General features: G+C 37.1%; 24 protein-coding genes. 4 read left to right on the forward strand and 20 right to left on the reverse strand.

Features of this window, described 5'->3' with window-relative positions:
* Window positions 1-48: 48 nt before the first annotated feature.
* The 20 genes from KFZ58_RS15705 to KFZ58_RS15800 all read right to left on the reverse strand — a co-directional run bounded on the left by KFZ58_RS15705 (window position 49) and on the right by KFZ58_RS15800 (window position 20,431).
* Window positions 49-960, reverse strand: a complete 912-nt coding sequence (locus KFZ58_RS15705; RefSeq protein ID WP_235792234.1) for a glycosyltransferase family 2 protein — start codon at window positions 958-960, stop codon at window positions 49-51.
* A 509-nt stretch (window positions 961-1,469) separates the two neighbouring features.
* Window positions 1,470-2,375, reverse strand: coding sequence for an ATP-grasp fold amidoligase family protein (locus tag KFZ58_RS15710; protein WP_235792235.1), 906 nt, complete (start codon window positions 2,373-2,375; stop codon window positions 1,470-1,472).
* Between the two features lie 40 nt (window positions 2,376-2,415).
* Complete coding sequence (locus KFZ58_RS15715; protein ID WP_235792236.1) at window positions 2,416-3,507, reverse strand: EpsG family protein; 1,092 nt, start codon at window positions 3,505-3,507, stop codon at window positions 2,416-2,418.
* 76 nt (window positions 3,508-3,583) lie between these two features.
* On the reverse strand, window positions 3,584-4,738 hold the full coding sequence (locus KFZ58_RS15720; RefSeq protein WP_235792237.1) for a glycosyltransferase: 1,155 nt from the start codon (window positions 4,736-4,738) through the stop codon (window positions 3,584-3,586).
* A gap of 761 nt (window positions 4,739-5,499) precedes the next feature.
* Window positions 5,500-5,730, reverse strand: coding sequence for a glycosyltransferase (locus KFZ58_RS15725; protein ID WP_235792238.1), 231 nt, complete (start codon window positions 5,728-5,730; stop codon window positions 5,500-5,502).
* On the reverse strand, window positions 5,727-6,191 hold the full coding sequence (gene pssD / locus KFZ58_RS15730) for a PssD/Cps14F family polysaccharide biosynthesis glycosyltransferase (protein ID WP_235792239.1): 465 nt from the start codon (window positions 6,189-6,191) through the stop codon (window positions 5,727-5,729). Before pssD ends, KFZ58_RS15725 begins: the two co-directional genes overlap by 4 nt.
* A gap of 26 nt (window positions 6,192-6,217) precedes the next feature.
* Window positions 6,218-6,736 carry a GNAT family N-acetyltransferase gene (locus tag KFZ58_RS15735; RefSeq protein ID WP_235792240.1) on the reverse strand — a complete coding sequence of 173 codons (519 nt, stop codon included), beginning with the start codon at window positions 6,734-6,736 and terminating at the stop codon, window positions 6,218-6,220.
* Between the two features lie 18 nt (window positions 6,737-6,754).
* Window positions 6,755-7,912 (reverse strand): carboxylate--amine ligase, encoded by a 1,158-nt coding sequence (locus tag KFZ58_RS15740; RefSeq protein ID WP_235792241.1) that lies wholly within the window; start codon window positions 7,910-7,912, stop codon window positions 6,755-6,757.
* A gap of 65 nt (window positions 7,913-7,977) precedes the next feature.
* Window positions 7,978-8,892 carry an NAD-dependent epimerase/dehydratase family protein gene (locus KFZ58_RS15745; protein WP_235792242.1) on the reverse strand — a complete coding sequence of 305 codons (915 nt, stop codon included), beginning with the start codon at window positions 8,890-8,892 and terminating at the stop codon, window positions 7,978-7,980.
* On the reverse strand, window positions 8,892-9,737 hold the full coding sequence (locus tag KFZ58_RS15750) for a polysaccharide deacetylase family protein (protein WP_235792243.1): 846 nt from the start codon (window positions 9,735-9,737) through the stop codon (window positions 8,892-8,894). The genes KFZ58_RS15745 and KFZ58_RS15750 overlap by 1 nt, the downstream gene beginning before the upstream one ends.
* A complete protein-coding gene (locus tag KFZ58_RS15755; protein WP_235792244.1) occupies window positions 9,734-10,375 on the reverse strand; it encodes a sugar transferase in 642 nt (213 codons plus the stop codon). The genes KFZ58_RS15750 and KFZ58_RS15755 overlap by 4 nt, the downstream gene beginning before the upstream one ends.
* 155 nt (window positions 10,376-10,530) lie before the next feature.
* Window positions 10,531-11,859, reverse strand: a complete 1,329-nt coding sequence (locus KFZ58_RS15760; protein WP_235792245.1) for a UDP-glucose dehydrogenase family protein — start codon at window positions 11,857-11,859, stop codon at window positions 10,531-10,533.
* Window positions 11,860-11,889: 30 nt separating this feature from the next.
* A complete protein-coding gene (gene galU, locus KFZ58_RS15765) occupies window positions 11,890-12,768 on the reverse strand; it encodes a UTP--glucose-1-phosphate uridylyltransferase GalU (protein WP_235794761.1) in 879 nt (292 codons plus the stop codon).
* Window positions 12,769-12,813: 45 nt separating this feature from the next.
* A complete protein-coding gene (locus tag KFZ58_RS15770) occupies window positions 12,814-14,640 on the reverse strand; it encodes a polysaccharide biosynthesis protein (RefSeq protein ID WP_235792246.1) in 1,827 nt (608 codons plus the stop codon).
* A 236-nt stretch (window positions 14,641-14,876) separates the two neighbouring features.
* Window positions 14,877-15,542 carry a response regulator transcription factor gene (locus tag KFZ58_RS15775; protein WP_235792247.1) on the reverse strand — a complete coding sequence of 222 codons (666 nt, stop codon included), beginning with the start codon at window positions 15,540-15,542 and terminating at the stop codon, window positions 14,877-14,879.
* A 490-nt stretch (window positions 15,543-16,032) separates the two neighbouring features.
* Complete coding sequence (locus tag KFZ58_RS15780; RefSeq protein WP_235792248.1) at window positions 16,033-16,797, reverse strand: tyrosine-protein phosphatase; 765 nt, start codon at window positions 16,795-16,797, stop codon at window positions 16,033-16,035.
* 301 nt (window positions 16,798-17,098) lie between these two features.
* Complete coding sequence (locus tag KFZ58_RS15785; RefSeq protein ID WP_235792249.1) at window positions 17,099-17,761, reverse strand: response regulator transcription factor; 663 nt, start codon at window positions 17,759-17,761, stop codon at window positions 17,099-17,101.
* A 182-nt stretch (window positions 17,762-17,943) separates the two neighbouring features.
* Entirely contained in the window at window positions 17,944-18,717 is a 774-nt protein-coding gene (locus KFZ58_RS15790; protein ID WP_235792250.1) for a tyrosine-protein phosphatase, read from the reverse strand.
* A gap of 270 nt (window positions 18,718-18,987) precedes the next feature.
* Window positions 18,988-19,689, reverse strand: a complete 702-nt coding sequence (locus KFZ58_RS15795) for a CpsD/CapB family tyrosine-protein kinase (protein ID WP_235792251.1) — start codon at window positions 19,687-19,689, stop codon at window positions 18,988-18,990.
* On the reverse strand, window positions 19,658-20,431 hold the full coding sequence (locus tag KFZ58_RS15800) for a YveK family protein (RefSeq protein WP_235792252.1): 774 nt from the start codon (window positions 20,429-20,431) through the stop codon (window positions 19,658-19,660). Before KFZ58_RS15800 ends, KFZ58_RS15795 begins: the two co-directional genes overlap by 32 nt.
* A gap of 631 nt (window positions 20,432-21,062) precedes the next feature.
* On the opposite strand from KFZ58_RS15800, the gene KFZ58_RS15805 reads away from it, so the two are divergent.
* The 4 genes from KFZ58_RS15805 (at window position 21,063) to KFZ58_RS15815 (ending at window position 24,125) form a co-directional block, all read left to right on the forward strand.
* A complete protein-coding gene (locus tag KFZ58_RS15805) occupies window positions 21,063-22,157 on the forward strand; it encodes a C40 family peptidase (RefSeq protein WP_235792253.1) in 1,095 nt (364 codons plus the stop codon).
* A 133-nt stretch (window positions 22,158-22,290) separates the two neighbouring features.
* On the forward strand, window positions 22,291-22,422 hold the full coding sequence (locus KFZ58_RS19205) for a hypothetical protein (RefSeq protein ID WP_255694929.1): 132 nt from the start codon (window positions 22,291-22,293) through the stop codon (window positions 22,420-22,422).
* Window positions 22,423-22,851: 429 nt separating this feature from the next.
* The gene (locus tag KFZ58_RS15810) at window positions 22,852-23,784 is read left to right on the forward strand and encodes an Rpn family recombination-promoting nuclease/putative transposase (protein WP_235792254.1); all 933 of its coding nucleotides are present in this window, start codon (window positions 22,852-22,854) and stop codon (window positions 23,782-23,784) included.
* Window positions 23,781-24,125 carry a hypothetical protein gene (locus KFZ58_RS15815; RefSeq protein ID WP_235792255.1) on the forward strand — a complete coding sequence of 115 codons (345 nt, stop codon included), beginning with the start codon at window positions 23,781-23,783 and terminating at the stop codon, window positions 24,123-24,125. The genes KFZ58_RS15810 and KFZ58_RS15815 overlap by 4 nt, the downstream gene beginning before the upstream one ends.
* The last annotated feature ends 83 nt before the right edge of the window (window positions 24,126-24,208 follow it).

Genomic DNA, 24,208 nt, shown 5'->3' on the forward strand with positions numbered 1-24,208 from the left:
TACTATCCCCGAGTTCATAAGTGTTTTCGTTATTAATAACATGCTTTATTACTTTATATTTTGGTATAATAAGTAAAAAGGTCTAAAACTTAATATATAATTTTTTAGCCATTTCTTTTTATTATATTTAGTATGCTTGTATTTCCATAAAAGTTTTCTAGCTTCTTTATTTCTTCTGATTCCAATTAAATAACTAACCTTATTCATTATCCTAGTTATCATATACTCTTCAAAGTAAAAATTGTTATTCCCTAAGTTTTTCTGTTCAATCAATATACTTTCAACTCGACTCATAAAGGATGTCGAATAGATTTGTTTAGTTTTTGTTATCTTATTATCGGCATCCTGAAAATAGGTAGATAATACCTCATTGAAAAATACGATATGGTATTTAAAGGCTATACGACACCACATTTCCAAATCTTCTCCTCTAGTTAGTTCTCTCGAAAAAAAACCAACATCATGAAAGACACTTTTCTTAATTACCACGGAAGAGGCTGAAATTAAGGGGTCTTTTAAAGTACCTTTAAAATAATCCACTACACCTGATTTTCCATCAGCTAGTTCTATGTTAATGTTTGCACGTTTAATTTTTTTATCTTTTTTAAATTCATATGATGTTGCATAAGCTCCTGCTTCTGGATATTTATTTATCAATTTAGATACTGATTCTAAAAATGAGGGTTTCCACTCATCGTCAGCATCTAAAAAACCAATAAAGTCAAATGTTGATTGCTTTATACCATAATTCCGAGCTGCTGATACACCACCGTTATTCTTTCTTAATACCTTTATCCTTGGATCATTTACACTTATTGCTTCTTTATAACTCGAATCTGTTGATCCGTCATCCACAACAATAACTTCAAATTCCTGATGAGTTTGTTGCAATAATGAATCAAGAGCTCTTTTTATATGTTTTTCTTTGTTATATAAAGGGATAATAACTGAAAAGTTCATTTCAAAGCCTCTTTCATATAAAATGGATTCACTCAACTAATTATTGCTTTAAATTATTCACTTATTAAGTCTTGCAAAGTCATTTCCCTTTGTCTTTCATGCTCACCGATACTGAGAATAGCTAAGGAGGTAAGAAGGGGAAAGACAATGCTCGTTCAATCCATGGTATTAAACTATGTCATAGTCACAGCTTGATTCGTTAATTTCTCTGCATAACTAACCTTTCCCGTAGGTCAATAGGAAACGTTTCTGGAATTTTTCACTTACCATGGCACATGAGTTTTCTACACATGTATATACTCTAATAGAACATTTAATATATATAGTTATTTGCTAAAAGTACTAAATCAAGAGTTAATACTTTTCATAGCTATAAGACGTGTCCGTTCTCTACAATTTACTTATAATCAATAAGAGGAAAAAAACTATTTAATCATCTTTTACAATCATTAAATATAGATCAAATTAAAAAGTCCATATTATATAACATTCAAGATATTATATCGATGTTAATTTGGCAGTTTTATCCATTCTCCCATTTGCATTTCTAAACTTTCCGGTTCGAATTTTGCAAACCCAGAATGATGACTAAAAGTCATTTCACCAAAATAAATTTGGTTATTAATGGAATAAAAGTCAACTCTTACTTGTGGTATATATTTAGAAATTATACCTGCACACCGTAGCATTTCATCTAGACTTCTCGGTTTAGGAATAATAGAAGGATTATTTGGGATGTGATTTATTTCAGCATCAATAAACTCCCAATCCGTTGAGTAAAGGTGACGTTTGTGTTCAGTAAAACGACCAAAATCCACTTGAATTAATTTTGGTTCACCATTAAAGCAAAATATTTTGTAATCCTTTAATTCGGTTCCAGATTCATCAACCATATATTTTTCACAGATTATTCGAGGTCTTACATTTTTATATGGCCATTCTCTTCCATACCAATACCAATTTTTTTTCATCCACCTATTTAACATTTTTTTAGAAGCGTTAATATCTAATTCCTCTTTATTATTACAAATTATATTTGTACCCGACCCGTGTGTGCATTTTAGTACAAATTGATTGGGAAGTGCGTTCCAATCAATTTCCTCAACACTATCATACACTCCAATAACAGGAATTAGATAATCTTGACCTAATTTTCTACTAACATAAGATCTAACCTCATATTTATCGACATATTTACAGTATTCTTCTTTCCGGTCATACACTTTAAACCATTGTAACTTTTCATTATACGACCTAGGATTATCTAAATTAAGCTTTTTCCCTGTTTTGGCTCTAAATATAACTTTTAAATACAATTTATCGGGAACCCAATTTAAAAATCCTCTTGCCCCTAAGAGGCCTACCAAATTTAAAGGATTTTTAATATATTTCAATACCTTTATCGCCATTGACATATTCATACCTCAATTCTAAAATAAAGATTTCATTTATTACCTAGTTATTTAATATCCACTCATATGGAATTGTTTCGTTTCTGCCCAAATATATAAAATCCATAAACCACAGACCTATCACCGAAAAGATAACTAAAAATCCTATATACCTTTTTTTCTTTATGGCGCTTAATCTATAAATAAAAGGCACAAAAATTATTAATGAACTTAAAAAGTAATAAGAGATTCTTTCAGTAAAATTGACTGACCCATAAGATGTTAGTAAAGAGATACAACCTATTATTACTACATTAAATATAAATATCATATCTTTATTTGATTTAATATCTTTTCGAAAAATAATGCCTGCTATTATAAACGGTAAAGTTCGAAAAAGTATCCCTAGCCCCAATTCAAATTCTCGATCAGAATCTAAATAACTATTTGCATAATATGAAAGGGAATCGATACTACTTGCTATAGGAAATAAAACTGCAGAGAAATTTATCATTAGTACAATTAATCCGGAAAAAGATAATACTTTCAGTAATGTATGTTTTGAAGTACCATATAAAAAATGTAAAAAGTATAACGGATAAAATAATATAGCTGTTTCATGAAATCCCACAGCGATTACAACTAATAAAGTAAATTTAATAAATTTCCTTTCATTTATATAGTGAATTGAAAATAACAATATAGCCATTGCAGCTATTTGTTGTATAGCATTAAAAGATATTTGATAATACATCATCATATAAACAAACATCCCTATCCCTATATTTAATGATGCTTTATATCTTTTCAACGCTAAATATATGAATAAAGTTGTTATAAACGATGTAATAAATAAAACAAATTGAAAGTCTAAACCTAAATATCCTACAATTTTATTAATTCCAAGAAATAAGTATTCAGTATCCACATCAAAAATAGGGCTATTAATCTCAAAAAAACCCTCTAAATAATTAGAATAGTCAGTCCCTATTCCATACCGTAGCCCTGCAAATAATGAAGGGGTTAATATAGCTAGTATCGTAAAAAATATATTTAACGGTTTCGACGACCTTCTAACAGATAAATCTGCAAATGCAGCTGTAACTGCTGCAATTGCAGCATAAAAAAGTAAACCACTCCACATTTCATTTGTCATAAAGTAACATCCTTATTTTCTTCAATCAGCCTTATAAATATAATATTATATATCTGTCATATTTCACGAACATAATTTATTTTGATTTGACTTTTTGACTTGTAAAATTAATAATTTTTTGTGCTCTTTCCTTTATTGTAAGTGACTTTGCCTTCTCTAAACTACCATTAATAAGCCATTGTGTTTTTTGCTTATTATTTTTCAATTCCTCTATTCCAGCTTTGATTTCATTTATACTTAATGGATCTACCCTAATTGAGCAGGTATCATCCAATATATCATCATTAAAAGGTAAATCAGAAGAGATAATGGGTAACCCACAGGCCATAGCTTCTATAATCGCATTACAACATCCTTCGTTAAGGGTAGGGAGTACAAAAATATCAGCAGCACTATAAAAATACGGTAATTCCTCATTATTTACTGGTCCATTATATAGACATCTATTACTACTTGGAGTTAATTCACCTTTTCCCGCACATATAACATATACATCATCAACTTCTTCAACGGCATCAAGAAGTCTTTTTATTCCTTTGCGGTGATCAAAACTGCCAACAAAACCTACAATAAATTTATCCTCCGGAAGGCCAAATTTCTTTCGAGATTCAACTGTATTGCGAGGATAAAATCGTTCTTTACGGTATCCATTCGGGAAAATTTTGACCTTTTTTTCTTCAACTGCATTTACTGATTGAAGTATTTCCTTACTATGAGTTGAAACAGCAATAACTCCATCGAGTGATGATAATTCCTTCCTTACTTGTTTATAACCAAAATGCTCTATTGTTCTTGGTGTTGATTCGCCATAAGCCATAAAAGAAGGAATATTATATTTACGACCTATTCTTGCTGCAACAATTCCAGCAGGGGTTACAAAGTGACCATAAACTACATCAGGTGTTTTATCGATTTCCTTTATAACTTTATCAACAGCGCCTTCAAATGTTTTAGTAGTTATACGAGCGGGATTGAAACCTAATATATCACTTTGTCCAAAACCTATATATTTTGGAAAGTAAACTTCTATAGTAGCGCCATTTTCTGTCTTTTCATAAGTTTTAAACGGGATTTGCATGTATTTAGGATTAATATTAATAGGCACAGGACAAATCACAGTACATCTAACATCTAAATCAGCAAATGTCCAGACAAGTTGTTGCACAAACACTAATACATTCTTTTCTATTGGATTAGGATATTTATTTGTAATCACGCAAATTTCCTTCAAGATTCATTCCCCTCAAATTTTCTTAATTTTTATTGCATAATACTTACTGTGCTATATTAAATATAAAAAGAGCTGTTTTAATCTAATATCCCTCTATAAATTCTTCAACAATCTCAATTATCCGACCCTCACTCTGAAATCTTTTAGTTATAGGTTTTTCTAAAATACCTTTTAAAGCAGCACTTAGATTTACCATCTCTTCTACTCTTCGCATAAAACGCTGCTCAAAAAAATTCTACAATCTGTAACTAGCGATCATCCGAATATTCTACAAACTTTTCCCTACGAAGTATAGCAATTTACATATTGTTTGATACTACTAGCCAATTTCCCTTTTTGATCCACTCTTTTGAAACCAATAGCAACTTGATATCACATTGTTGAGATTCCATTGCTTCAACTAGTATTGATATAGCTGATAGATTTAGCACATCAACCTAAAATAAGGATAATCACCAGTCGCCTTTTCGATCCCATAATTCCTTGCAAGACTCGAGCCTCTTATTGAATTCTTTTTGTTCTCTCAATAAATTCTCCGATTATTGAAACTATTTCCGATTGTTTATTAAATTTCTTCATTATGGGATCTGATTTGACTGACGTAATCGCACCAAATAAATCTTTAATTTCGAGAACTTGTTTTAAATATCCATCATTCTCTAGCATGCTAGATATTTGCGTTTGATGGTCATCGCTATGTTCCCCAAATTTTGCAAGACGAGGCACTACGATTACTTGTTTTTCTTGCTTGAGAGCGCCAACTAAAGCACCTGTCCCCCGTGAGATATTATTATATCTGCTTTGTTTTGGTATTTTGTAAATTCTTCAGCTGATAAGAATTGTTTCCAAGCAAAATTTTCCGGAACGAAGTTTGATTGTCCTATCTGCCCAAACACTTCTTCCTCCAGTAAACCTTTAGACACTAATTGGTCTAACTCTCTAAGTAGTCTATCAAATTGAAATTTCCTGGATCCGACACATACAAATATCAATATATACTCCCTCCAAACACTGCTTCAGGGTATATCTCTTTAAGGCTTTCCCATTGTACGATAAATAAATCTGCATGTTTATACATTAGTTTACCTGCTCTTGTACCATCATATATTCGGGCAAACGTTTCTATAAATACTAGCTTTTTTTTGAAGACCTTTGCTAAAATTGCCATTGGTAAAGCAACCAATGTGCCTGTAGTAATAACATAATCAGGACGTTCTTTCATCCATATTTTAATAGCTAACATAAAATTAAATATCATTATAATTAAATTTGCTATTCTGCTTGGACGAGTTTGTCTCATTAAGTAGTCCGCTGAGACCCCATAATCAGCATTCTCAGTTACCCAAAAAACATCATAATTCTCGGATAATACATCTAACATTTTAAGCTGCTCAAAATGGCCTCCAGAAGATGAAATTAAGCAAATTTTAGGTGTTTTTCTTTTTTTTGTCATCTATTATTTTTCTCCTTGGATATTAATTACGTTTTATTTACATATTTGTAAACTAAAAAATCCCCATTGTTACTTTCACAGAGTTCAACTCTTCTTAAGATTTTAGATATTTTTGCATTTGATAATAATTTGAACCCTGCGTTTTCAGTTGCTTTTATACTAGGAATATTATCTTTTCTAATATAGTCATAAGCATTTTTATAAGTGAGGTTAAGTCCATTGAGTACATCTTGAACTAAAACTTTAGACTTCCCTTGTCCTCTGCTACTTCCTATAATATAGTAAGGACCAACTATAATATCCTCACGACTTGTAAATTTAAAACGAAAACCTCCGCCACGAGAAACTAAGCAATACCCTATAATTTCATTATCTTCGCACATATAGAATATTTTGTAGCTGCTAAATAGCTCTAAAGTGAATCTTATACGTTTTCTTAGAGTCAACTTTTCTAAATCTTTATAAAAAAGATTTGTTAAACTAGGGATGAACTCATAATAATCATGTACTCCAAGAGTTTTCACATACTTAAGATCTTTACCCATCTATTCGTCCCCCTGAAATTACTTACGTTTTCTTTTACGCATTTCTTTTTTATACTTTTTTAATGCCTGAAATGTAAAAGTAAACCATGGTAATGGATCATCAAGAGAGAATATCTGATCCGTCGTATTTTTTAAACTAAACCAAGATGGTTTACTTTGTAACCTTTTTGTAGAACTTAAAAACCATAAAATATCTGTATGCAAATACCTCAGTCTTAAATCTTCTTTATATGACTCATAACTAGTAACATGGTAACTAAATGCATTCTCTAATATTTGTTTTGCAATATTCACTTCTGCCATATAACATATTTTTACATTAGCTGATATTCTTCCGTTTACCTCAATTACTTTTGGGATTTGATCTCTGGGATCTAGCATCAAATCAATATCACAGTATCCAACCCATTTCATTTCCTTTAGAAGTCGACTACATATGTTCACTATCTCAGGACTTTCAATAGTAACGCTCAGTGTGCTCGCCCCACCGTCTATAGGAAACCACCTACATTTTTCCGTTATGACTGCTGACTTGACTTCATGGTTGGAATTTAAAAACATATGTGCATTAAATTGCTTTCCAGTATGAGGTATGTACTCTTGAATAAACAATGGTCCCAGATTTTTATCTACCGTTGATAATATATCTTTTAACTTATCCTCATTGTTAACAACATTAAAACCTACCGATCCCCATGAACTCCTAGGTTTTATAACAACTGGATATTTTATACCTTTCAAATCTTCTATGGACTTAACATCTATAAAAGTCTGTGGACATGGGATATCATTGTTCATACAAATTTCCATCGTATTGAGCTTATCAAAGGCCTTATTAAACACTTTCGAATCATTAGTTGCAACTTCAACATATTGACTAAATTCTTCTTTGTTTTCAGCTAAAAGAGATGCTGTGAAATCAGACATTGGTACGACAATATCGAAATTATCGTCTTTAAGTATTTGTCTTATAGTGTTTACAGTTCCAATATAATCTTCCTCTGTACAGCAACCAATAATCTTATTTGTAGGGTATTTAGAAGTATACCCTACATCAAAAGAGGATGCATTTAAAGTTGTAACTTGGCAACCTAATTCTCTGAAGGCTTTAGCCATTGGTAATGTTTGACGACTATATCCTTCCGTTAAAAGTACGTTAATCTCATTGTAATTCATTCCCATACCATCCATTCTAGGTTGTTAAAAGTTTTCTAATTAACTTAAGTTGAAAGACTTTAACTTCATTGTTCAGCCTTTACTAGTTTTTTTGTAACTAACTTGCGGCGTTCAAATCTCATAGGAGATATGATTTTATATGCAGTAAACTTCAAAAAAGGCTTCTTATAAAATAATATGTTTACACTAACATGCATAATCTTTCTCATCCACTCTGGAATCCATATAACTTTTTTGGCTGCTCCATTCTTCTTATCTAGATCTATTAATGTTTTAGTGTTATGCCTCTCAATATCGCAAACATTTAATATTCCTTGAATAGTATCCGGGGCCTTAACCCATTCTACAATCATTTTTATAGCGTTTTGCACTGAAAGAAACTCATATTCCATTCCATCCCCGATTAAATAACACAATTTAGGATATTTAATATAGTACCGTCTACGAATATCCCTTTGGTTATCTTCTCTATAAATTGGTGCAAACCTTGCGATCAGGAAAGGCTGACTAGCTACCTCTAAAAGACTCTTTTCTGCCAGAAGTTTTGATTTTGCATATGAACCAACTGGATGCGGATTGCTTTCCTCATTAATAATTTGTTTAGTTGTGCCATAAATATCTACTGTACTGGAAAAGAAAACAGGAATACTAGCAGATGAAGCATATTCGAATATTGAACGACTCATTAATGTGTTAACTCGATAGTATTTGCTCCATGAAATATTTAATCCTTTAAATACATGAGCAATAGCAGCCAAGTGAATTACATGAGAGAATTTATTCTCATTAAAAATCCTCTCAACCTCAGATATTCTAGTTAAGTCAGCAGAAATATAAGAAAATCTTTCATGATAGCATGCACTATTTTTACTTGTGGAAACACCCGTAACATTATAACCCGCGTCCAAAAGATCAATAACTAATCGCTGACCAAGCATCCCATTGCAACCCGTAACAAGTATGCTTTTCTTTTTCCCCATCAATTCTTCACTCTTTCTAACACATCTTGATCAAGAGTACGAAACTCAGCTCCCATAGACTTTAAAAGTTTAATAACTTTAGTGATCTTTTTCTTATTAGACTTTCTTCCAACAGATGCACGAAAACGATCCTTCCAACCAATCTCTTTGGTAAATGGGAGTTTTAAATCTGTTAATTCAAAAGGGTGAAGGTAAAGTAAAAAGTTCTTTTGTTGTTTTTCATACATTTTAATTAAAATCCTGAGCATCCAAAATGGAAACAATCTCAAATATCCTCCACCGGAGATTGGCAAGCTATAACCACCGATTTTTAACGTAGGTATTTCATATTCAAATAAATTATTCTTTCTATATACAAGATCATCAATTTTCTCGAATCCAGTTAAATCAAGATTTCGGTACAACGGATGTTCCTCGAATTTTATATAACTGCTATCATACTTATAATCAGACTCATAAGTCACATCCAGTTTATCTCTCTCCATGGAAAAACAAGCTGCACGGTATCCATTAACTTCTTGATTTGTGACCTCTTCTATTTTTTCCTTGGCTTTCGCTATCTCATTTCCAAACTCCTCAATATTTTTATTATACAGCAACTCGTGATCATAACCATGACAACCTACAGCATGTCCCCTTCTTACAATATCTTTTATGATATCTGCATTCTTATCCAAAACGTTTGCTAGTACAAAAAACGTTGCTTTAACCTGTAATTCGTCAAGTAAATCTAAGAAGTCAATTATTTCTGGTATTACTTCTACCTCTTCATTGAGATCAAATTTCTTAAGATAATCTAAGTCGTACCACTCTTCTACGTCTATAGTTAAATATGCATTTTTCATTTCGATACGGTCTCCTTACTAGCCTGTTCCTTAGTAGAAGCAACTTCCTGGTTCCCAGTGCCTCCTTCAGCAACACCGTCACTTTTAGCAACGCTCACCAACGTCCCAAAGAAGCACTTAACATCCATGAAGAGACTCATCTTCTCAACATATTCCCCATCAAGCTTCGCCTTCACATTAATAGGAAGTTCATCTCTACCATTAATCTGCGCCCAACCGGTAAGTCCAGGCGGTACATTATTTGCACCATAGGTATCTCTTTCTTCTATTAGATCATACTGGTTCCAAAGCGCTGGCCTTGGACCAATGATACTCATTTGCCCAACAAAGATATTCCAGATTTGCGGAAGTTCATCCAAGCTGGTTTTTCTTAAGAATTTTCCCATCCTTGTGATGTATTGTTCTGGATTTTTAAGAAGATGTGTTGGTGTGTCTTTTGGTGTGTCTATTCGCATGGTACGGAATTTCAGCATATTAAAATAACGCTTATGAATGCCTATACGTTTTTGTTTAAACAGTACAGGACCTTTGGAGTCTAGCTTTATTGCTGTGATTAATATAAGAAATATGGGTGATAATATCATTAATCCAATTAACGATAAAACGATATCTATCAATCTTTTTATTTTCAAATACATGCTTTAACACTCCTTGGAGGTTAGTTGTTTCTTAATTGGAATGGAATTTTTCCAACAAACTACGAACCCACTAATTACTACCACAACACGGCTGAATGCCTCCGTAAAATGGAGGCATCACCCTGTTATTATTCTAGGATTATAGTGATTAAAGGTTAGCCCTGCAACAACACATTGTCCTCTATGCTCGCTCCGGGCCTACCAACCGAATGATACTCAACCCCAACTTCCTTCATCTCATCCAGTCCAAAACAATTCCTGCCATCAACAACGAGTGGATACTTCATCGTCTTAAACACATCTAAATCAACATGCTTAATCTCATCCCACTCGGTTACAATTAATGTGGCGTCACTACCTTCAACTGCATCTTCCACGCTTTCCGCATAGAACATATCTTCACTTAACCAATTTCTCGCATTGTCCATGGCAATTGGATCATAGCCAACCACTTCCGCACCTTGTTCGATTAGTTTTTCCGTCAGTACAATTGAAGCTGCTTCTCGCATATCATCTGTATTCGGTTTGAAAGCTAAGCCTAGTACCGCAATTCGTTTGCCATCTAATGAAGTGAAACGCTCATATAATTTATCTAATAATAATGCCTGCTGTTTCTGATTTACTTTTACGACACCTTTTAGTAATTCAAAATCATAACCGGCATTCCCGGCAATTTGAATAAGTGCTTTTGTGTCTTTAGGGAAACAGGATCCGCCATAACCGATACCGGCATTCAGGAATTTATCCCCGATGCGCCTATCCATTCCCATGCCTTTGGCAACGTCTTCCACATTGGCATTGACACGATCACAGATATTCGCAATTTCATTAATGAAGCTGATTTTCGTAGCTAAGAAAGCATTGGAAGCATACTTAATCATTTCCGCACTTCTGACATCTGTTCTATAAATAGGAACACCAAATGGTTGATTCACTTCTTCAATCAGACTAGCCGCATGCTCACTATCCGAGCCAATCACGATACGATCACCGTTGAAGGAATCATGAATGGCTGATCCTTCTTTTAGAAACTCCGGATTGGAAACGACATCTACGTGTACGTTGTTGACGAGGTTTTGATTGATCACTTCTTTTACCTTGTCATTTGTGCCAACTGGTACCGTGCTCTTCGTCACAACAACGGTGTCTTTTGAAACGTGAGATGCAATTTGTGTAGCTACCTGTTTTACAAATGCCAGATTCGCAGATCCATCTTCCTTTTCCGGTGTTCCAACTGCAATATAGATGACATCTGCTTGGTGGAATCCCGTTGCATGATCGATTGTGAAAAACAACTGGCCTGCTTCTATATTTTTAGTCATGAGTTCGGCTAAGCCTGGCTCATAAATAGGAGAGTGTCCTTGTTTCATTTTTTCAACTTTTGCTTCGTCAATATCAATACAGGTTACATGATGGCCGATTTCAGACAGGCTTACCCCTGTTACAAGTCCGACATAACCCGTGCCAACGACAGAAATACGCATGATCTCACCACCTCTTTGGATGTTTTTTTACTATAACTTAGCTTTTTCCAGTAACATGTCTTTCATCATTTTCTCTATGTCTTCCGCGAATTCTGGATTATCTAAGGCAAATTCCAAGTTCGTGCGAAGGAAGCCAAGTTTCTCCCCAACGTCATAGCGTTTGCCTTCAAAGTCATACGCATATACCTTTTGCAATTCGTTCAATTGTTGAATGGCGTCTGTAAGTTGAATCTCGCCACCTGCACCAATTTGATGCTTCTCTAAATAGGAGAAGATTTCAGGCGTGAAGACATAACGTCCCATAATGGCTAGATTAGAAGGAGCTGTTCCTTGTTTTGGCTTTTCAACAAAGTCATTTACTTGATAGCGTCTGCCTTCGATGGTGCTTGGATCCACAATGCCATAACGATGCGTTTCGTCGTCTGGTACTTGTTGTACACCTACAACGGAACTCTCTGTTTCTTCATATTGCTTGATTAGCTGCCGGAGTCCAGGTGTTTCTGCTTTGACAATATCATCACCTAATAACACGGCGAAAGGGTCGTCCCCAATGAATTTACGGGCACACCATACGGCATGACCTAGTCCTTTTGGTTCTTTTTGCCTAATAAAGTGAAGATCGACATTAGAGGCGTAGTTTACTTTATCTAATAGGTCGAATTTCTCTTTTTTCACTAGGTTCTCTTCTAATTCTAAGTTGTGGTCGAAGTGGTCTTCAATCGCACGCTTACCCTTTCCGGTCACAATGATGATGTCTTCGATGCCGGATTCAATAGCTTCCTCGACGATGTATTGAATGGTAGGCTTATCTACAATTGGTAACATCTCTTTCGGCATGGCTTTCGTTACTGGCAGAAATCTGGTGCCCAGGCCAGCTGCTGGGATAATGGCTTTTTTAACTGTTTTCAAGTGTATTACCTCCAAGTTAAATCTATTATGTACACGTCCGTGAGTTTACGAGCCCTTCACTGACAACTCTGTCCGTTCCATATATACAATTTGCATTAATGCATCTTTTAGGTCTTCAGGCGCGTACTGGTTAAAGCGAGCGATCAGATCAACCAACACATCCGGATCGACCTCAACCGTTCTCCCAACATAAATCTTTTCATAAACTTCACCAGGAAGGACTTCATCTTCGCCGAGAAGCTCTTCATACAGCTTCTCTCCAGGCCGGATCCCTGCGTATTGGATTGGAATTTCTTCTTCGGTATAGCCTGATAGTTTAATAAGATTACGAGCTAGATCAACAATTTTCACAGGCTCACCCATATCCAGGACAAAGATTTCGCCACCTTTGGCTAGCGTCCCTGCCTGGATGACGAGTCGGGATGCTTCCGGGATCGTCATGAAGTACCGTGTCATTTTCGGATCGGTTACGGTGACGGGGCCGCCTTTTTCAATTTGTTTCTTAAATAGCGGGATCACGCTGCCCCGGCTTCCGAGTACATTGCCGAATCTCACTGCAACGAATTTTGTTTTGCTGCGGCTTGCCAGGTCTTGGACAACCATTTCCGCGACACGTTTTGTTGCACCCATGACGTTTGTCGGATTGACTGCTTTGTCTGTCGATACGAGCACAAACTTGCTTACACCGAATGTATCAGCAGCTTCTGCGACATTTTTCGTGCCGATGATATTGTTTTTTACGGCTTCATGTGCATTGGCTTCCATTAACGGCACATGCTTATGAGCCGCAGCATGGTAAATGATGGCCGGTTGATACGCTTCGACAATGTCAAAAATCCGTTGTTGATCCTGCACGTCAGCGATGATGGGAATGATCTCCGTTTCAGTGTCTCCGAACTTTTCCCGGAGTTCCATATTAATCGTATAAATGCTGAATTCCCCGTGGCCGACGAGGAGGATTTTTGCCGGTGTGAAGCGCATGAGCTGACGCGTTATTTCCGAGCCAATCGATCCACCTGCACCGGTTACCATGACGGTCGTATTTGTGACGTAATCGGATATCGCGTTGATATCGAGTTCGACTGGGTCACGTCCGAGTAAATCCTCGACTTCTACATTTTTCAGGTGGCTAACTGATACCTTCCCTGTCATGAGATCCTCAATTTTCGGGATCATTTGCACCTTGGCGTTTGTCTTATTACATTGTACGACAATTTTCTCGAGTGCGCCATTACGTAAGGAAGGAATGGCAATGACGATATGCTCGATATTCATATCCTCGACGATATCCGGAATGTCCTTGACTTTTCCTAAGACGGATAAATTATATAATTGCATTTTCTGCTTTTTCTGGTTATCGTCGACGAACGCTACCGGGAGCAATTCGGCATCATTTTCATTTTTCAATTGCCGGGCAATCATTGCACCAGCAGAGCCTGCACCGACAATCAGCGTGCGTTTTTGTTTATTTTTAGGCGTTATGTATCGATCACGGTAGATGCGCCACATGAAGCGTGATCCACCAATCAGGATAATATGTAACATCCAGGTTACAAGGAGTGCTCTACGATACAGTGCAAAGTCATTGACGAAATACATGACGACCGCGGCGCTTGCTACCGATAATGTAATAGCTTGAACAATCGAGACTAATTCTCCCACACTCGCATAGGCCCAAACCTTATTATAGAGCTTGTACAGCGCCGCAAATAAATGATGAAAGATTAGTAGTGCAATAGCGCTAATAACGATGGCGCTCATGTTTAACGCCTCTGTGAACGGATATACAATCCATGACGCGATGAAAATGGCGGTACTGACGATGATGGAATCGAGAATGATTAATAAGGTCAGCCGCTTGCTGTAGCTCATTTATGCGTCTCCTTTCTTGATTGGTTTAGTTTGATCATAACATACATATTTCATTTTCTAATGAGGTTTTTCGACTATTTATTGTTAAATTCATGTAAAGTTGACACATTTATGCTTTTACTGCACCTAGTAAAAAACGCACAACTATTATAATACTAAATACCCAGTCATATTTCTAGTGACTTTTGATGAATTTAGTCATATTTTATGCTTGAACGGTCAAAGATAGGGATAGGTTACGTATTTTCCGGAAGCAATCCACGTAAATAGACGATAACATCTTTGCGATGATGGATATCGATTTTATTATAAATTTCACTGATATAATTTTTTATCGTACCTTCACTAAGGAAAAGCTGCTGAGCGATATATTTATTTGTTGTTTCCTTCATGATGAGATAGGCAATATCAAGCTCTCTTCTGGTCATGTGAATATGCCGCTTGTCGAGTTCCCGGCCAAGCAGCTGCTTCTTGCTGTATTTGAATCCCTGGATCTTTTTTGCCAGGATACTTGCCGCTTCCCCGGATATGACAACCTGATCGTCATAGGCGTTTCGAATCGATTGAATCAACCTTGTTGCATCCAGACTTTTCAGAAGGAAGCCATCAGCACCCCAAACAAGCCCCGCTACAACTAAATCCTCATCAGCAAATGAGGTCAACAAAATAATTTTGACATCCGGGTAATTATCTTTGAGGTGCGTGGTCGCTATGATCCCACTAACCCGAGGCATATAAATATCCATTAGGATAACGTCAACCTCCGAGTGTTCCATGAACCTCACAGCCTCCTCCCCATCAGAAGCTGTTCCAACTACCTCCATATCATCAATTTGCTCAATTAACGCACGAACCCCTTCCGTGAATAGCCGCTGATCATCGGCTAACAGTATCCTAATCATAACTAACTGCCCCTTTTAATTTTGCCGTTGTTCACTTCCCTTTTTTGGTTTCTGTTTCTATTTCTATTGTAGACGCGCTCTCACGCATTAGAGGTGCTGTCTCCCGTCTAGGTGCGGCGCTCTCCCGTTTTGCTGCGCCTCTCTCCCACTTCAGTGCTTCTCTCTCCCGAAACCTCTCACTAAATTCGAACTTCAACGATTTCACCAATTGGAACTTAGTTAATGAAGTGCCGGTTATAGAGAAGAGGAAATACAAGAACTCGCTCTCTACTTGAGCGAGTTGGCTGATTTTTCCATTCGGTGTGGGGCTCTCCCGATTTAGAATCATTCTCTACCGTTTTGGAGGTGCGCTCTCCCGGTTTGGAGATGCTGTCTCCCGATTTCAAGATGCGCTCTCCCGATTCGGAGCCATTCTCTACCGTTTTCGACGCATGCTCTCCCGATTCGAAGCCGCACCCTCCCAGAATCATGCTCCCACTCAGCCGAACTCCTAAAACAATCCCAAAAATTTCTTCTTCCTAATCATCTCAGGCTCCATCCGATTTACATTCATGTTGCCAACAAGGAGTTGACTATTTTCATAGAACATATAAAAATAATCCGCGCCATGGGTTTTCTTTACATCCTGGAATGCTTCATCCATCAAAAATCCACGCGTAGTCGTATTATGCGCATCCGAAGCAATAAAATGCGTTTGGTTCGCTTCAATCAATTGATTAGAAAATTTCTGGATGCTTTTACCGAACTTGCCGACAACACTTCCTGCGGTAACTTGAGTTAGTGCCCCTTTGCGCACAAATTCATACAATCTGGAAGGATGTTCAAGAAGTTCTCGATTCCGTTCCGGATGCACAATAATCGGTGTGAAGCCTGTCACTTGAATATCAAATAGCATCTGCTTCGCATATCTAGGTACATGATCAGACGGGAATTCGACAAATAGATACTTTGTGTTGTTTAATGCGAGAAGCTCTCCGTTATTAATATCTTCAATCATGTCCCCGTTTATCCGCACTTCCTGGCCAGGTAGTACAGTGAGTGGGATATCCTCATCGACGAAAAGATCATTTAAAATAGATACATTCGTTAAAATCATTTGACGATCATTTTCAAATTGTCCATTGCGATGATGAGGAGTTGCGATGATGGTATCAATTCCTTCATTGATAGCCGCTTTAGCCATCGCTAGACTGTCCGCTTCCGTTTTCGCCCCATCATCGACACCAGGCAATATATGACTATGAATATCGATCATTTTATATCACCCCTATAATTTTTGTTAATTGTTATAGCCGTCGAAATTGTTCAATTATTACGTAGTGTAACAGAGTGGGCCATTTTTTTACAATAACTGGATTGCATTTAGAATGCACCGGTACTTTAACGCGTTAATGTACCTGGGGACAGTCCCCCTCGGCATGGCAGGATTTCATTTAAATAGGCTATCAGATTGATCATTCATTATATCATAGATAGATTCCATGAAAAATTTCTTGCTTACATAACATATTTTCGTCATTGTTCTTTACCTACCTGTATTCTTAGATGTTTTTTGTTCACTTATTACGTTCTAATAAACGGAGAAGGTCGATGGCTTCTTTGCGATTTTGTACGTTCAACTTGTCGTATATTCCGCTAATATAATTCTTTATGGTTCCAACGCCTAAAAGAATTTCCTCGGCTATTTGCTGATTCGTGTATCTATTCTTAAGTAAATACATAATATCTAGCTCACGCTTTGTAAACTTGTATCCGCGGATTTCTAATCTTTTCGCAAGTAACTGTTCTCTATCAAATGTTAACTCCCATATTTTAGCCGTAATAATCTGTGCAATCTTCCCAGACAGGACAATATCACATCTATATGTGGCTCTAATCGTTTGGGTCAGTGTATCCGCATATAAATTTTTATATAAAAATGCATCTACGCCGGCATTTATACCAGTTATCACAAAGTCTTCCTCTAGATCCTCTGTTAACATGATAACTTTTATCAAAGGGTATTTCTCTTTTAAATATACCATTGTGACGATCCCGTCCATGTCCGGCATATGGCTGTCCATCAATACAACATCTATTTGGGTTTCTTTTATTTTTTGAATAGCAGTCTCACCGTTTTCTGCTGTTTCCATTACGCGGATATCATTTGTTTGATCAATGATCGCCTCGACCCCTTCCCGAAGCAGTCGCTGATTTTCTACAATCATAATTTCTATCAACGCTCTCGCCCTCTCAATAAAAATTAGTGGGACATAATCGCATGACTTTATTCCTATATATTATTCAATATATCCAGCCCAAATGGATATATACCTCACGAAATAAAATGGATTTTCTAGTATCTTCAGTGAATTATAATTGCTCAAAAAAATAGAACACCCCATTCAGAAGGTGCTCTGGTCTATACCTTAAATAAACCCCATTTCTTTTTTAAGGAGATTCGCTCAGGCGCATCCATTTGAATCTTATTGCCAATAAGAAGTGCTTCGCTATTTTCCATCAACTGATATTCAAGTGTATTTCCATGGCTCTTTCTAACTTCCGAATAAGCTTGACGCAAGTAAAACCCGCGCCGTTTATTATTATGTGCATCGGACCCCATAAAGTGAACCTGATTTGTTTCGAGTAACTGATGGGAAAAACGTTGAATTTTCCTCCCGGCTTTCCCAATCAAACTAGACGCGCTAATTTGTGTTAATGCACCATTTTTTACAATTCGATACAGCTTATCAGGATTCTCCAGAATTTCATGATTCTTTTCTGGATGGGCAATGATCGGCTTGTATCCTGCGATTTGCATATCAAACAATAGTTGCGTCGTATACCCGGGAACATGATTAGACGGCAATTCCACCAATACATATCCACTATCCCCGTTTAACGGAAGTATGTCGCCTCTTTTTATATCTTCAATTATATCCCCGTAAATTCGCGTTTCCTGACCTGGGAGTATCTGCACTGGAATCTGCTCCTTTTGAAGCTTTCCATTCAAATAATCCGTTGCTCCAATAATGTTCGCTCCCGGGTTCATATACGATCCATTTTGATGATGTGGTGTAGCAATTATTTTCTGTATTCCCTCATTAGCAGCTTCCCGCGCCATTGCAAGACTCTCTGGTAATGAAACAGCGCCATCATCTACGCCCGGCAAAATGTGACAATGAATATCGATCATTTTGACCACCCCTTTAATAGCTTCTAATTAATCTCTCTATTTTTCCACGGTATCTATAGGTAAAAAAACCTAATGAATGTTAGTATATCAAAATTAGTGATTATTCGAAGTTTATGAGAGTCATCATTTAATCACTTTTTTGGGAAAAAGTCATATTATAATAGGCGGGCATTTGGATGGATACTTACAGTAAGCAAGTTATCAAATGATAGTAGCATATTACTAAAAAACTTCCCATCATGATAGATGAGAAGTTTTTTAATGGGTTCATTATTGACCATAGTAATAATAGTAATTGGAATCTTGTTTGGTACGATCATTTAGAATCGTGCCTAAAATTTTCGCATTCACTGCTTGCAGTGATTCGATTGCCTTATTTGCTCCTTCATATTCCGTTTCTTTACTCCGTACAACCAGAATCGCGCCATCACACATACTAGAGAGAATTTGCGCATCTGCAACAGCTAACACTGGGGGTGTATCAAATATAATGATGTCATAGGCTTGCCTTGCTTCTTCCATCAGTTTCTCCATTCGCTTCGATGCAAGTAGCTCAGATGGATTCGGTGGGATTGGCCCACAAGAGATAATATCTAAATTATCTACATCACTTGGTGTAGCCACGTCTGTTAGCGCATCGCCCCCCACAAGGTAGTTGCTTAATCCTTTAAGATTGTCTACACGAAATGTGTAATGAACCGTTGGCTTACGCAGATCAGAATCTATTAAAAGAACTCTTTTACCTTGTTGTGCATAAACAACCGCTAAATTGGCTGTGGTCATCGATTTCCCTTCGCCCGGTCCAGCTGACGTGACAACCATTGATTTCAGATCCGCGTCCACCGCTGAGAACTGTAAATTTGTACGAACCGTTCGATATTGCTCAGACACCGGCGAGCGAGGGCTTAATTTTGTAATTAAATACCGCATTTTATTTTGTCTAGACTGATTCTTTTTCTTTTTGCGAGCCATCAAAGCCACCCCTTCTCGTGTTGTATTGCGCCTGCTTCAATTGCTCCACATGAATATCATCATCGTCAATATGTGAGATAACTCCAAGCACAGGTACTTCTAAATTTTTCTCAATATCATCTTCAGATTTAATCGTGTTATCCAGATATTCCAGTAAGAATGCTAGTCCTATGCCGACCATGCCACCTAATACAATTGCAATCGCGATGTTGAGAAGCGGATTAGGCGCAACTGGCGAAGGATTCTCGGACAATCCTGCCTCTGTCAATATCGTGACATTATCAACATTCATGATATCAGGAATTTCATCCTGGAAGATTTCTACCGTTGAATTCGCTATATTCGTAGCCAGCTCTGGACTGGGATCTGTTGCAGTAACAGTTACGACTTGCGATTGTTCCGCGCTCGATACTTCAATCTTGTTTGAAAGTGCCCCACTTGTCATATTTAAATCTAATGCTTCAATGACGTTATCTAAAATAGCCGGACTTTTAATAATAACATTATACGTATTTATGAGTTCAACATTCGTCTGGATATCAGATGAATTAAATTGTTCCTCGCCGTTCTGGTCACTGCTTTGATTCACAAGAAATTGTGAACTATTTTCATAGGTTGGGGTCAAAACAAAATAACTAACAACAGCCGCAATTAATGCCGCCCCTAAAACAAAAGCGACGATAAGCCAAAAGCGTTTTTTAATGACCTCAAATATTTCCTTGAGGGAAATCGTTTCTTCCATGTGTAAGCCTCCATTTGATTCTAGTCTAGTTGTATGGACATTTCGTCAGATTCAGCAGAAACAGACATGATGTGAATCTAGTTTTTATTTCTACATAATTTCTTGCCTATACTATATATCGACATTACCAACGAAATTATAACACATTTACCGAAAAATCAATACTTAATTTCAGGGAATTTACAATCTGATGCTGAGATACAGCATCGTTGTAGGGTTGCTGGAATTGTTAAATTTGAATGAAGCTGGATAACTGGAAATATTTAACATTACAGTTGTATTACAAATGCTCTATTAGTCTATCTAATTTTTGCGGAAAAAGATATACTAATAGTACTTGGAAAAATAATGTAGAAATGTAGGGAGTGGGTTTCTGGAGTGTGAAAATTGATGAAGATGAGGTGTGGATTTCCTGGTTGATACCGGAGTGAGTGAGGCATTTCCCAATCGAGAAGCGCTGAAACAGATGCGGTGCATTTTTTATCGAAAAAATGTTGATACAGGAATCGTACTTCTTCAAACGAAAAAATTTCAGAAACAGAAATCGTGCTTTCCAATCGAATCTTAAAAATTTCAGAATTAGAAATCCTACTTTCCAATTAAATCTAAATAAACTAGGGGGATACTAAGAATGGCCAACAAAAAGATACTTATGTCAGTAACTGCAAGTGCAGCAATTGCATCGGCAATTTTCGCGGCAGAAGAAGCAGAAGCAGCGTCGCACAAGGTCCAAAGCGGAGACTCGTTATGGGCGATCGCACAGCAATACAGCACCAGTGTTTCCCAATTGAAATCGATCAACAACTTGTCTGGAGACCTGATTTTTCCGAACCAGGTAATCGAAACAAGTACCCAATCATCGTCCTCTAACTCTAACAATAATAGTAGCAGCAATTCATCTACATACACGGTAAAACGTGGTGACACCCTTAGCGGCATCGCATCAGAACACAATGTTTCCATATCTGACTTGATGGACTGGAATAACTTAGATACAACGCTGATTTATCCGGGGAATGTTTTTACAGTGACTAGCGGTGGATCCTCCGGTAGCAGTTCAGGATCAAGTTCTGGTGGATCCTCTAGCGGTGACTCCGGATCGAGTTCAGGCGGATCATCATCCGGTAGCAGTGTTTACACCGTTAAATCAGGTGATACACTATCCGAAATCGCGGTACAACACGGCGTCAGCGTCTCCAACTTGAGAGACTGGAACAACTTGAGCTCAAGTTTAATTGTGATCGGACAGCAACTGAGCATCAATGGAAGTTCCAGTGGCTCTAGTGGCAGCTCCGGTTCAAGCTCGGGATCTGACAGCAGCAACGGCGGCGGATCAAGCGCACCATCAGACGTCGACTACAATGTCGACCAACTGATCAACGCGGCGAAAGCTCAAATGGGCACACCCTACGTATGGGGCGGCTCCACAACAAGCGGATTCGACTGCAGTGGCTTCATCTACTATGCATACAAACAAGCAGGCATGGACATCAGCCGCACAAACACCCAAGGATACTATGACCGTTCATACGACGTGAGCAACCCACAAGTAGGCGACCTCGTATTCTTTGAAGGCACCTACAAAGCAGGCATCTCCCACATGGGAATCTACCTCGGCGACGGTGACTTCATCCATGCAGGATCATCTACCGGTGTAACAATTTCGAATGTTAATGATCCTTATTATTGGAGTAAGCATTTTGAGGGGTATAAGCGGTTTTATTAATTTGCTAAATTGATATATATAAAATAGCATACCAACCATTACGCAAATTGGTATGCTATTCTTCATATTATTTCATTCTTCCTCCATCAAAAGCGACTATATAATATAATTAAATAAGAGGAGCGTGAATTTTATGGGAAAAACTTTAAAAGAACGTCCGAAACGACCGGTTACTAAAAAATCCAGAAGTGAGCATGGAGAAGCGTTAATGAAGTTTTATCGCGAAGCTGCTCAAGGATTTCAAAGTAGAAAAAAAAGAACTTAAAAATGATGCGATCATCTCTAAGCTAAAAAAGTATATGTACAGGTAAAAAAACCCTATTAAATAGGGTTTTTTTAATATGCGTAGAATCTCTGGAGCTAATCGACGCAGCGTGCTTTCTGGGCCACCAAATTCCACTTTCTTGACCGAAAAAGACTTTTCTTTCCAATTCGTATTATGAATGTTACTGAGAAATGCATTTCTCCATTCTTCTTTATTCACAGGCGCAACCCCCATCGTCTAAATGAGCTATATAATAATTGATTAGTTTATATTATGCAGTTCCCTTTATTTGTATACTCTAAGCTCTAAGAATGCTCTCACTCAACGCGCAATATACCACAAAACTTTTCCCACTATCCCTCGCCATGCGATACCGCACTACCCAAAAATATGATATACTAAAGATAACTTAATAATGGGGTGAGTCTCATGCGATCAACATTACTGAAACGAATACCGCTTGAACGATTAATGGATTTGAAAATCGACTATGCTTTCAAACAGCTATTTGGCAATGAGAAAAATAAAAATATCACGATTGTTTTTCTAAATGCTATTTTACAAAGGACAGGGCGGGATCGCATCAAAGACATCTCATTTTCCAATACGGAATCCAGCGCTGAATATGTCGATGACAAGCAATCCAGATTAGATTTGTTAGTTGTTACAGACGCTGACGAAAGGATCAATGTGGAAATTCAATTTACTAATAAACACCATATGATTAAGCGCTCCATTTATTACTGGTCTAAAGTATATCAATCGCCGTTGAAAAAAGGGATGGCTTATAGCGAATTGCAACCATCGATCGCCATTAACATTCTGAATTTTGATTTATTGGATCAAACGGAGCGCTTTCACACATCATATCACTTATATGAGGATGAAGAAAAATTTAAATTAACCAATGTCATGGAATTTCATTTTATAGAAATGTCAAAACTAATAAGAGATTGGAAACAAGACAAACTAAATCCATGGAATGACGTCTTGGCCAGATGGTTGTTGATGCTCGGTATGGTAGACCGCCGAAATGGCAAAGTCTACGATGACATTTTCAAGGAATTGGAGGAAATAGCCATGAAAGACGAAACATTACGTACCGCCTTCCAAAACTGGGAACATCTAAGTAGCTCAGAGGATGAATACTTTGCTTATGAAGCACGTTTGAAACATATTTTCGATGAAGAAGCTGCGCAGCGGGAAGCTGAGTTGCGGGTGCAGGAAGAGAAACAAAATGAAAAAGAAGAAACCGCCCGACGTCTTTTAGCGAGTGGTGCGGACATCAAAACCATTATTGTTGCTACAGAACTTGAAAAAGAGCGAGTCATTGAAATTAAAAGGAAGATGCAGTTACCATGACTTCTCTCGATGAAGCAGGAGAACTTGAGATAAAAATGGCTCAGCTTTTAGCCCAGAACCATAAAGAAGAAGACCATTCCGCTACACAAGATCAATACTTTGCCTACTTAGCACGTCTGAAGTGGATCCTTGATGAAGCAGCTTTTCCACGCGAAATGGAACTTCGAGTGCAGGAAGCAGAGGAAAAGGCTGCAAAAGCGGCTGCAGAAGCACAGCAAAAGACAAAAGAGCGAATTGCCCGTGAACTTTTATTGAAGGGATCAAACGTTGAATTCGTTGCTGAGACCACAGGGATCGATACAAATCATGTTATTAAAATCCAACAGGATATGTATCGATAAGGCCAATATAAGACTCATTTTAAGAGAACTCCAGCGAGATTGGAGTTCTCTTTATATGATAAAGATCCTGTACCTTGGCCTGT

The sequence above is a fragment of the Virgibacillus sp. NKC19-16 genome (assembly GCF_021560035.1).
GTDB lineage: Bacteria > Bacillota > Bacilli > Bacillales > Amphibacillaceae > Virgibacillus_L > Virgibacillus_L salidurans.

Bases quoted from the DNA above. Each gene is read 5' to 3' on its own strand.
- KFZ58_RS15735 (WP_235792240.1), bottom strand. From the start codon at position 6,736: ATGGGTAAAGATCTTAAGTATGTGAAAACTCTTGGAGTACATGATTAT.
- KFZ58_RS15780 (WP_235792248.1), bottom strand. From the start codon at position 16,797: ATGATCGATATTCATAGTCATATATTGCCTGGTGTCGATGATGGGGCG.
- KFZ58_RS15745 (WP_235792242.1), bottom strand. From the start codon at position 8,892: ATGGGGAAAAAGAAAAGCATACTTGTTACGGGTTGCAATGGGATGCTT.
- KFZ58_RS15715 (WP_235792236.1), bottom strand. From the start codon at position 3,507: ATGACAAATGAAATGTGGAGTGGTTTACTTTTTTATGCTGCAATTGCA.
- KFZ58_RS15770 (WP_235792246.1), bottom strand. From the start codon at position 14,640: ATGAGCTACAGCAAGCGGCTGACCTTATTAATCATTCTCGATTCCATC.
- KFZ58_RS19205 (WP_255694929.1), top strand. From the start codon at position 22,291: ATGGGAAAAACTTTAAAAGAACGTCCGAAACGACCGGTTACTAAAAAA.
- KFZ58_RS15710 (WP_235792235.1), bottom strand. From the start codon at position 2,375: ATGTCAATGGCGATAAAGGTATTGAAATATATTAAAAATCCTTTAAAT.
- KFZ58_RS15795 (WP_235792251.1), bottom strand. From the start codon at position 19,689: ATGGCTCGCAAAAAGAAAAAGAATCAGTCTAGACAAAATAAAATGCGG.
- KFZ58_RS15810 (WP_235792254.1), top strand. From the start codon at position 22,852: ATGCGATCAACATTACTGAAACGAATACCGCTTGAACGATTAATGGAT.
- KFZ58_RS15790 (WP_235792250.1), bottom strand. From the start codon at position 18,717: ATGATCGATATTCATTGTCACATTTTGCCGGGCGTAGATGATGGCGCT.
- KFZ58_RS15775 (WP_235792247.1), bottom strand. From the start codon at position 15,542: ATGATTAGGATACTGTTAGCCGATGATCAGCGGCTATTCACGGAAGGG.
- KFZ58_RS15755 (WP_235792244.1), bottom strand. From the start codon at position 10,375: ATGTATTTGAAAATAAAAAGATTGATAGATATCGTTTTATCGTTAATT.
- KFZ58_RS15800 (WP_235792252.1), bottom strand. From the start codon at position 20,431: ATGGAAGAAACGATTTCCCTCAAGGAAATATTTGAGGTCATTAAAAAA.
- KFZ58_RS15815 (WP_235792255.1), top strand. From the start codon at position 23,781: ATGACTTCTCTCGATGAAGCAGGAGAACTTGAGATAAAAATGGCTCAG.
- KFZ58_RS15705 (WP_235792234.1), bottom strand. From the start codon at position 960: ATGAACTTTTCAGTTATTATCCCTTTATATAACAAAGAAAAACATATA.
- KFZ58_RS15805 (WP_235792253.1), top strand. From the start codon at position 21,063: ATGGCCAACAAAAAGATACTTATGTCAGTAACTGCAAGTGCAGCAATT.
- KFZ58_RS15760 (WP_235792245.1), bottom strand. From the start codon at position 11,859: ATGCGTATTTCTGTCGTTGGCACGGGTTATGTCGGACTTGTAACAGGG.
- pssD (WP_235792239.1), bottom strand. From the start codon at position 6,191: ATGACAAAAAAAAGAAAAACACCTAAAATTTGCTTAATTTCATCTTCT.
- KFZ58_RS15740 (WP_235792241.1), bottom strand. From the start codon at position 7,912: ATGAATTACAATGAGATTAACGTACTTTTAACGGAAGGATATAGTCGT.
- KFZ58_RS15750 (WP_235792243.1), bottom strand. From the start codon at position 9,737: ATGAAAAATGCATATTTAACTATAGACGTAGAAGAGTGGTACGACTTA.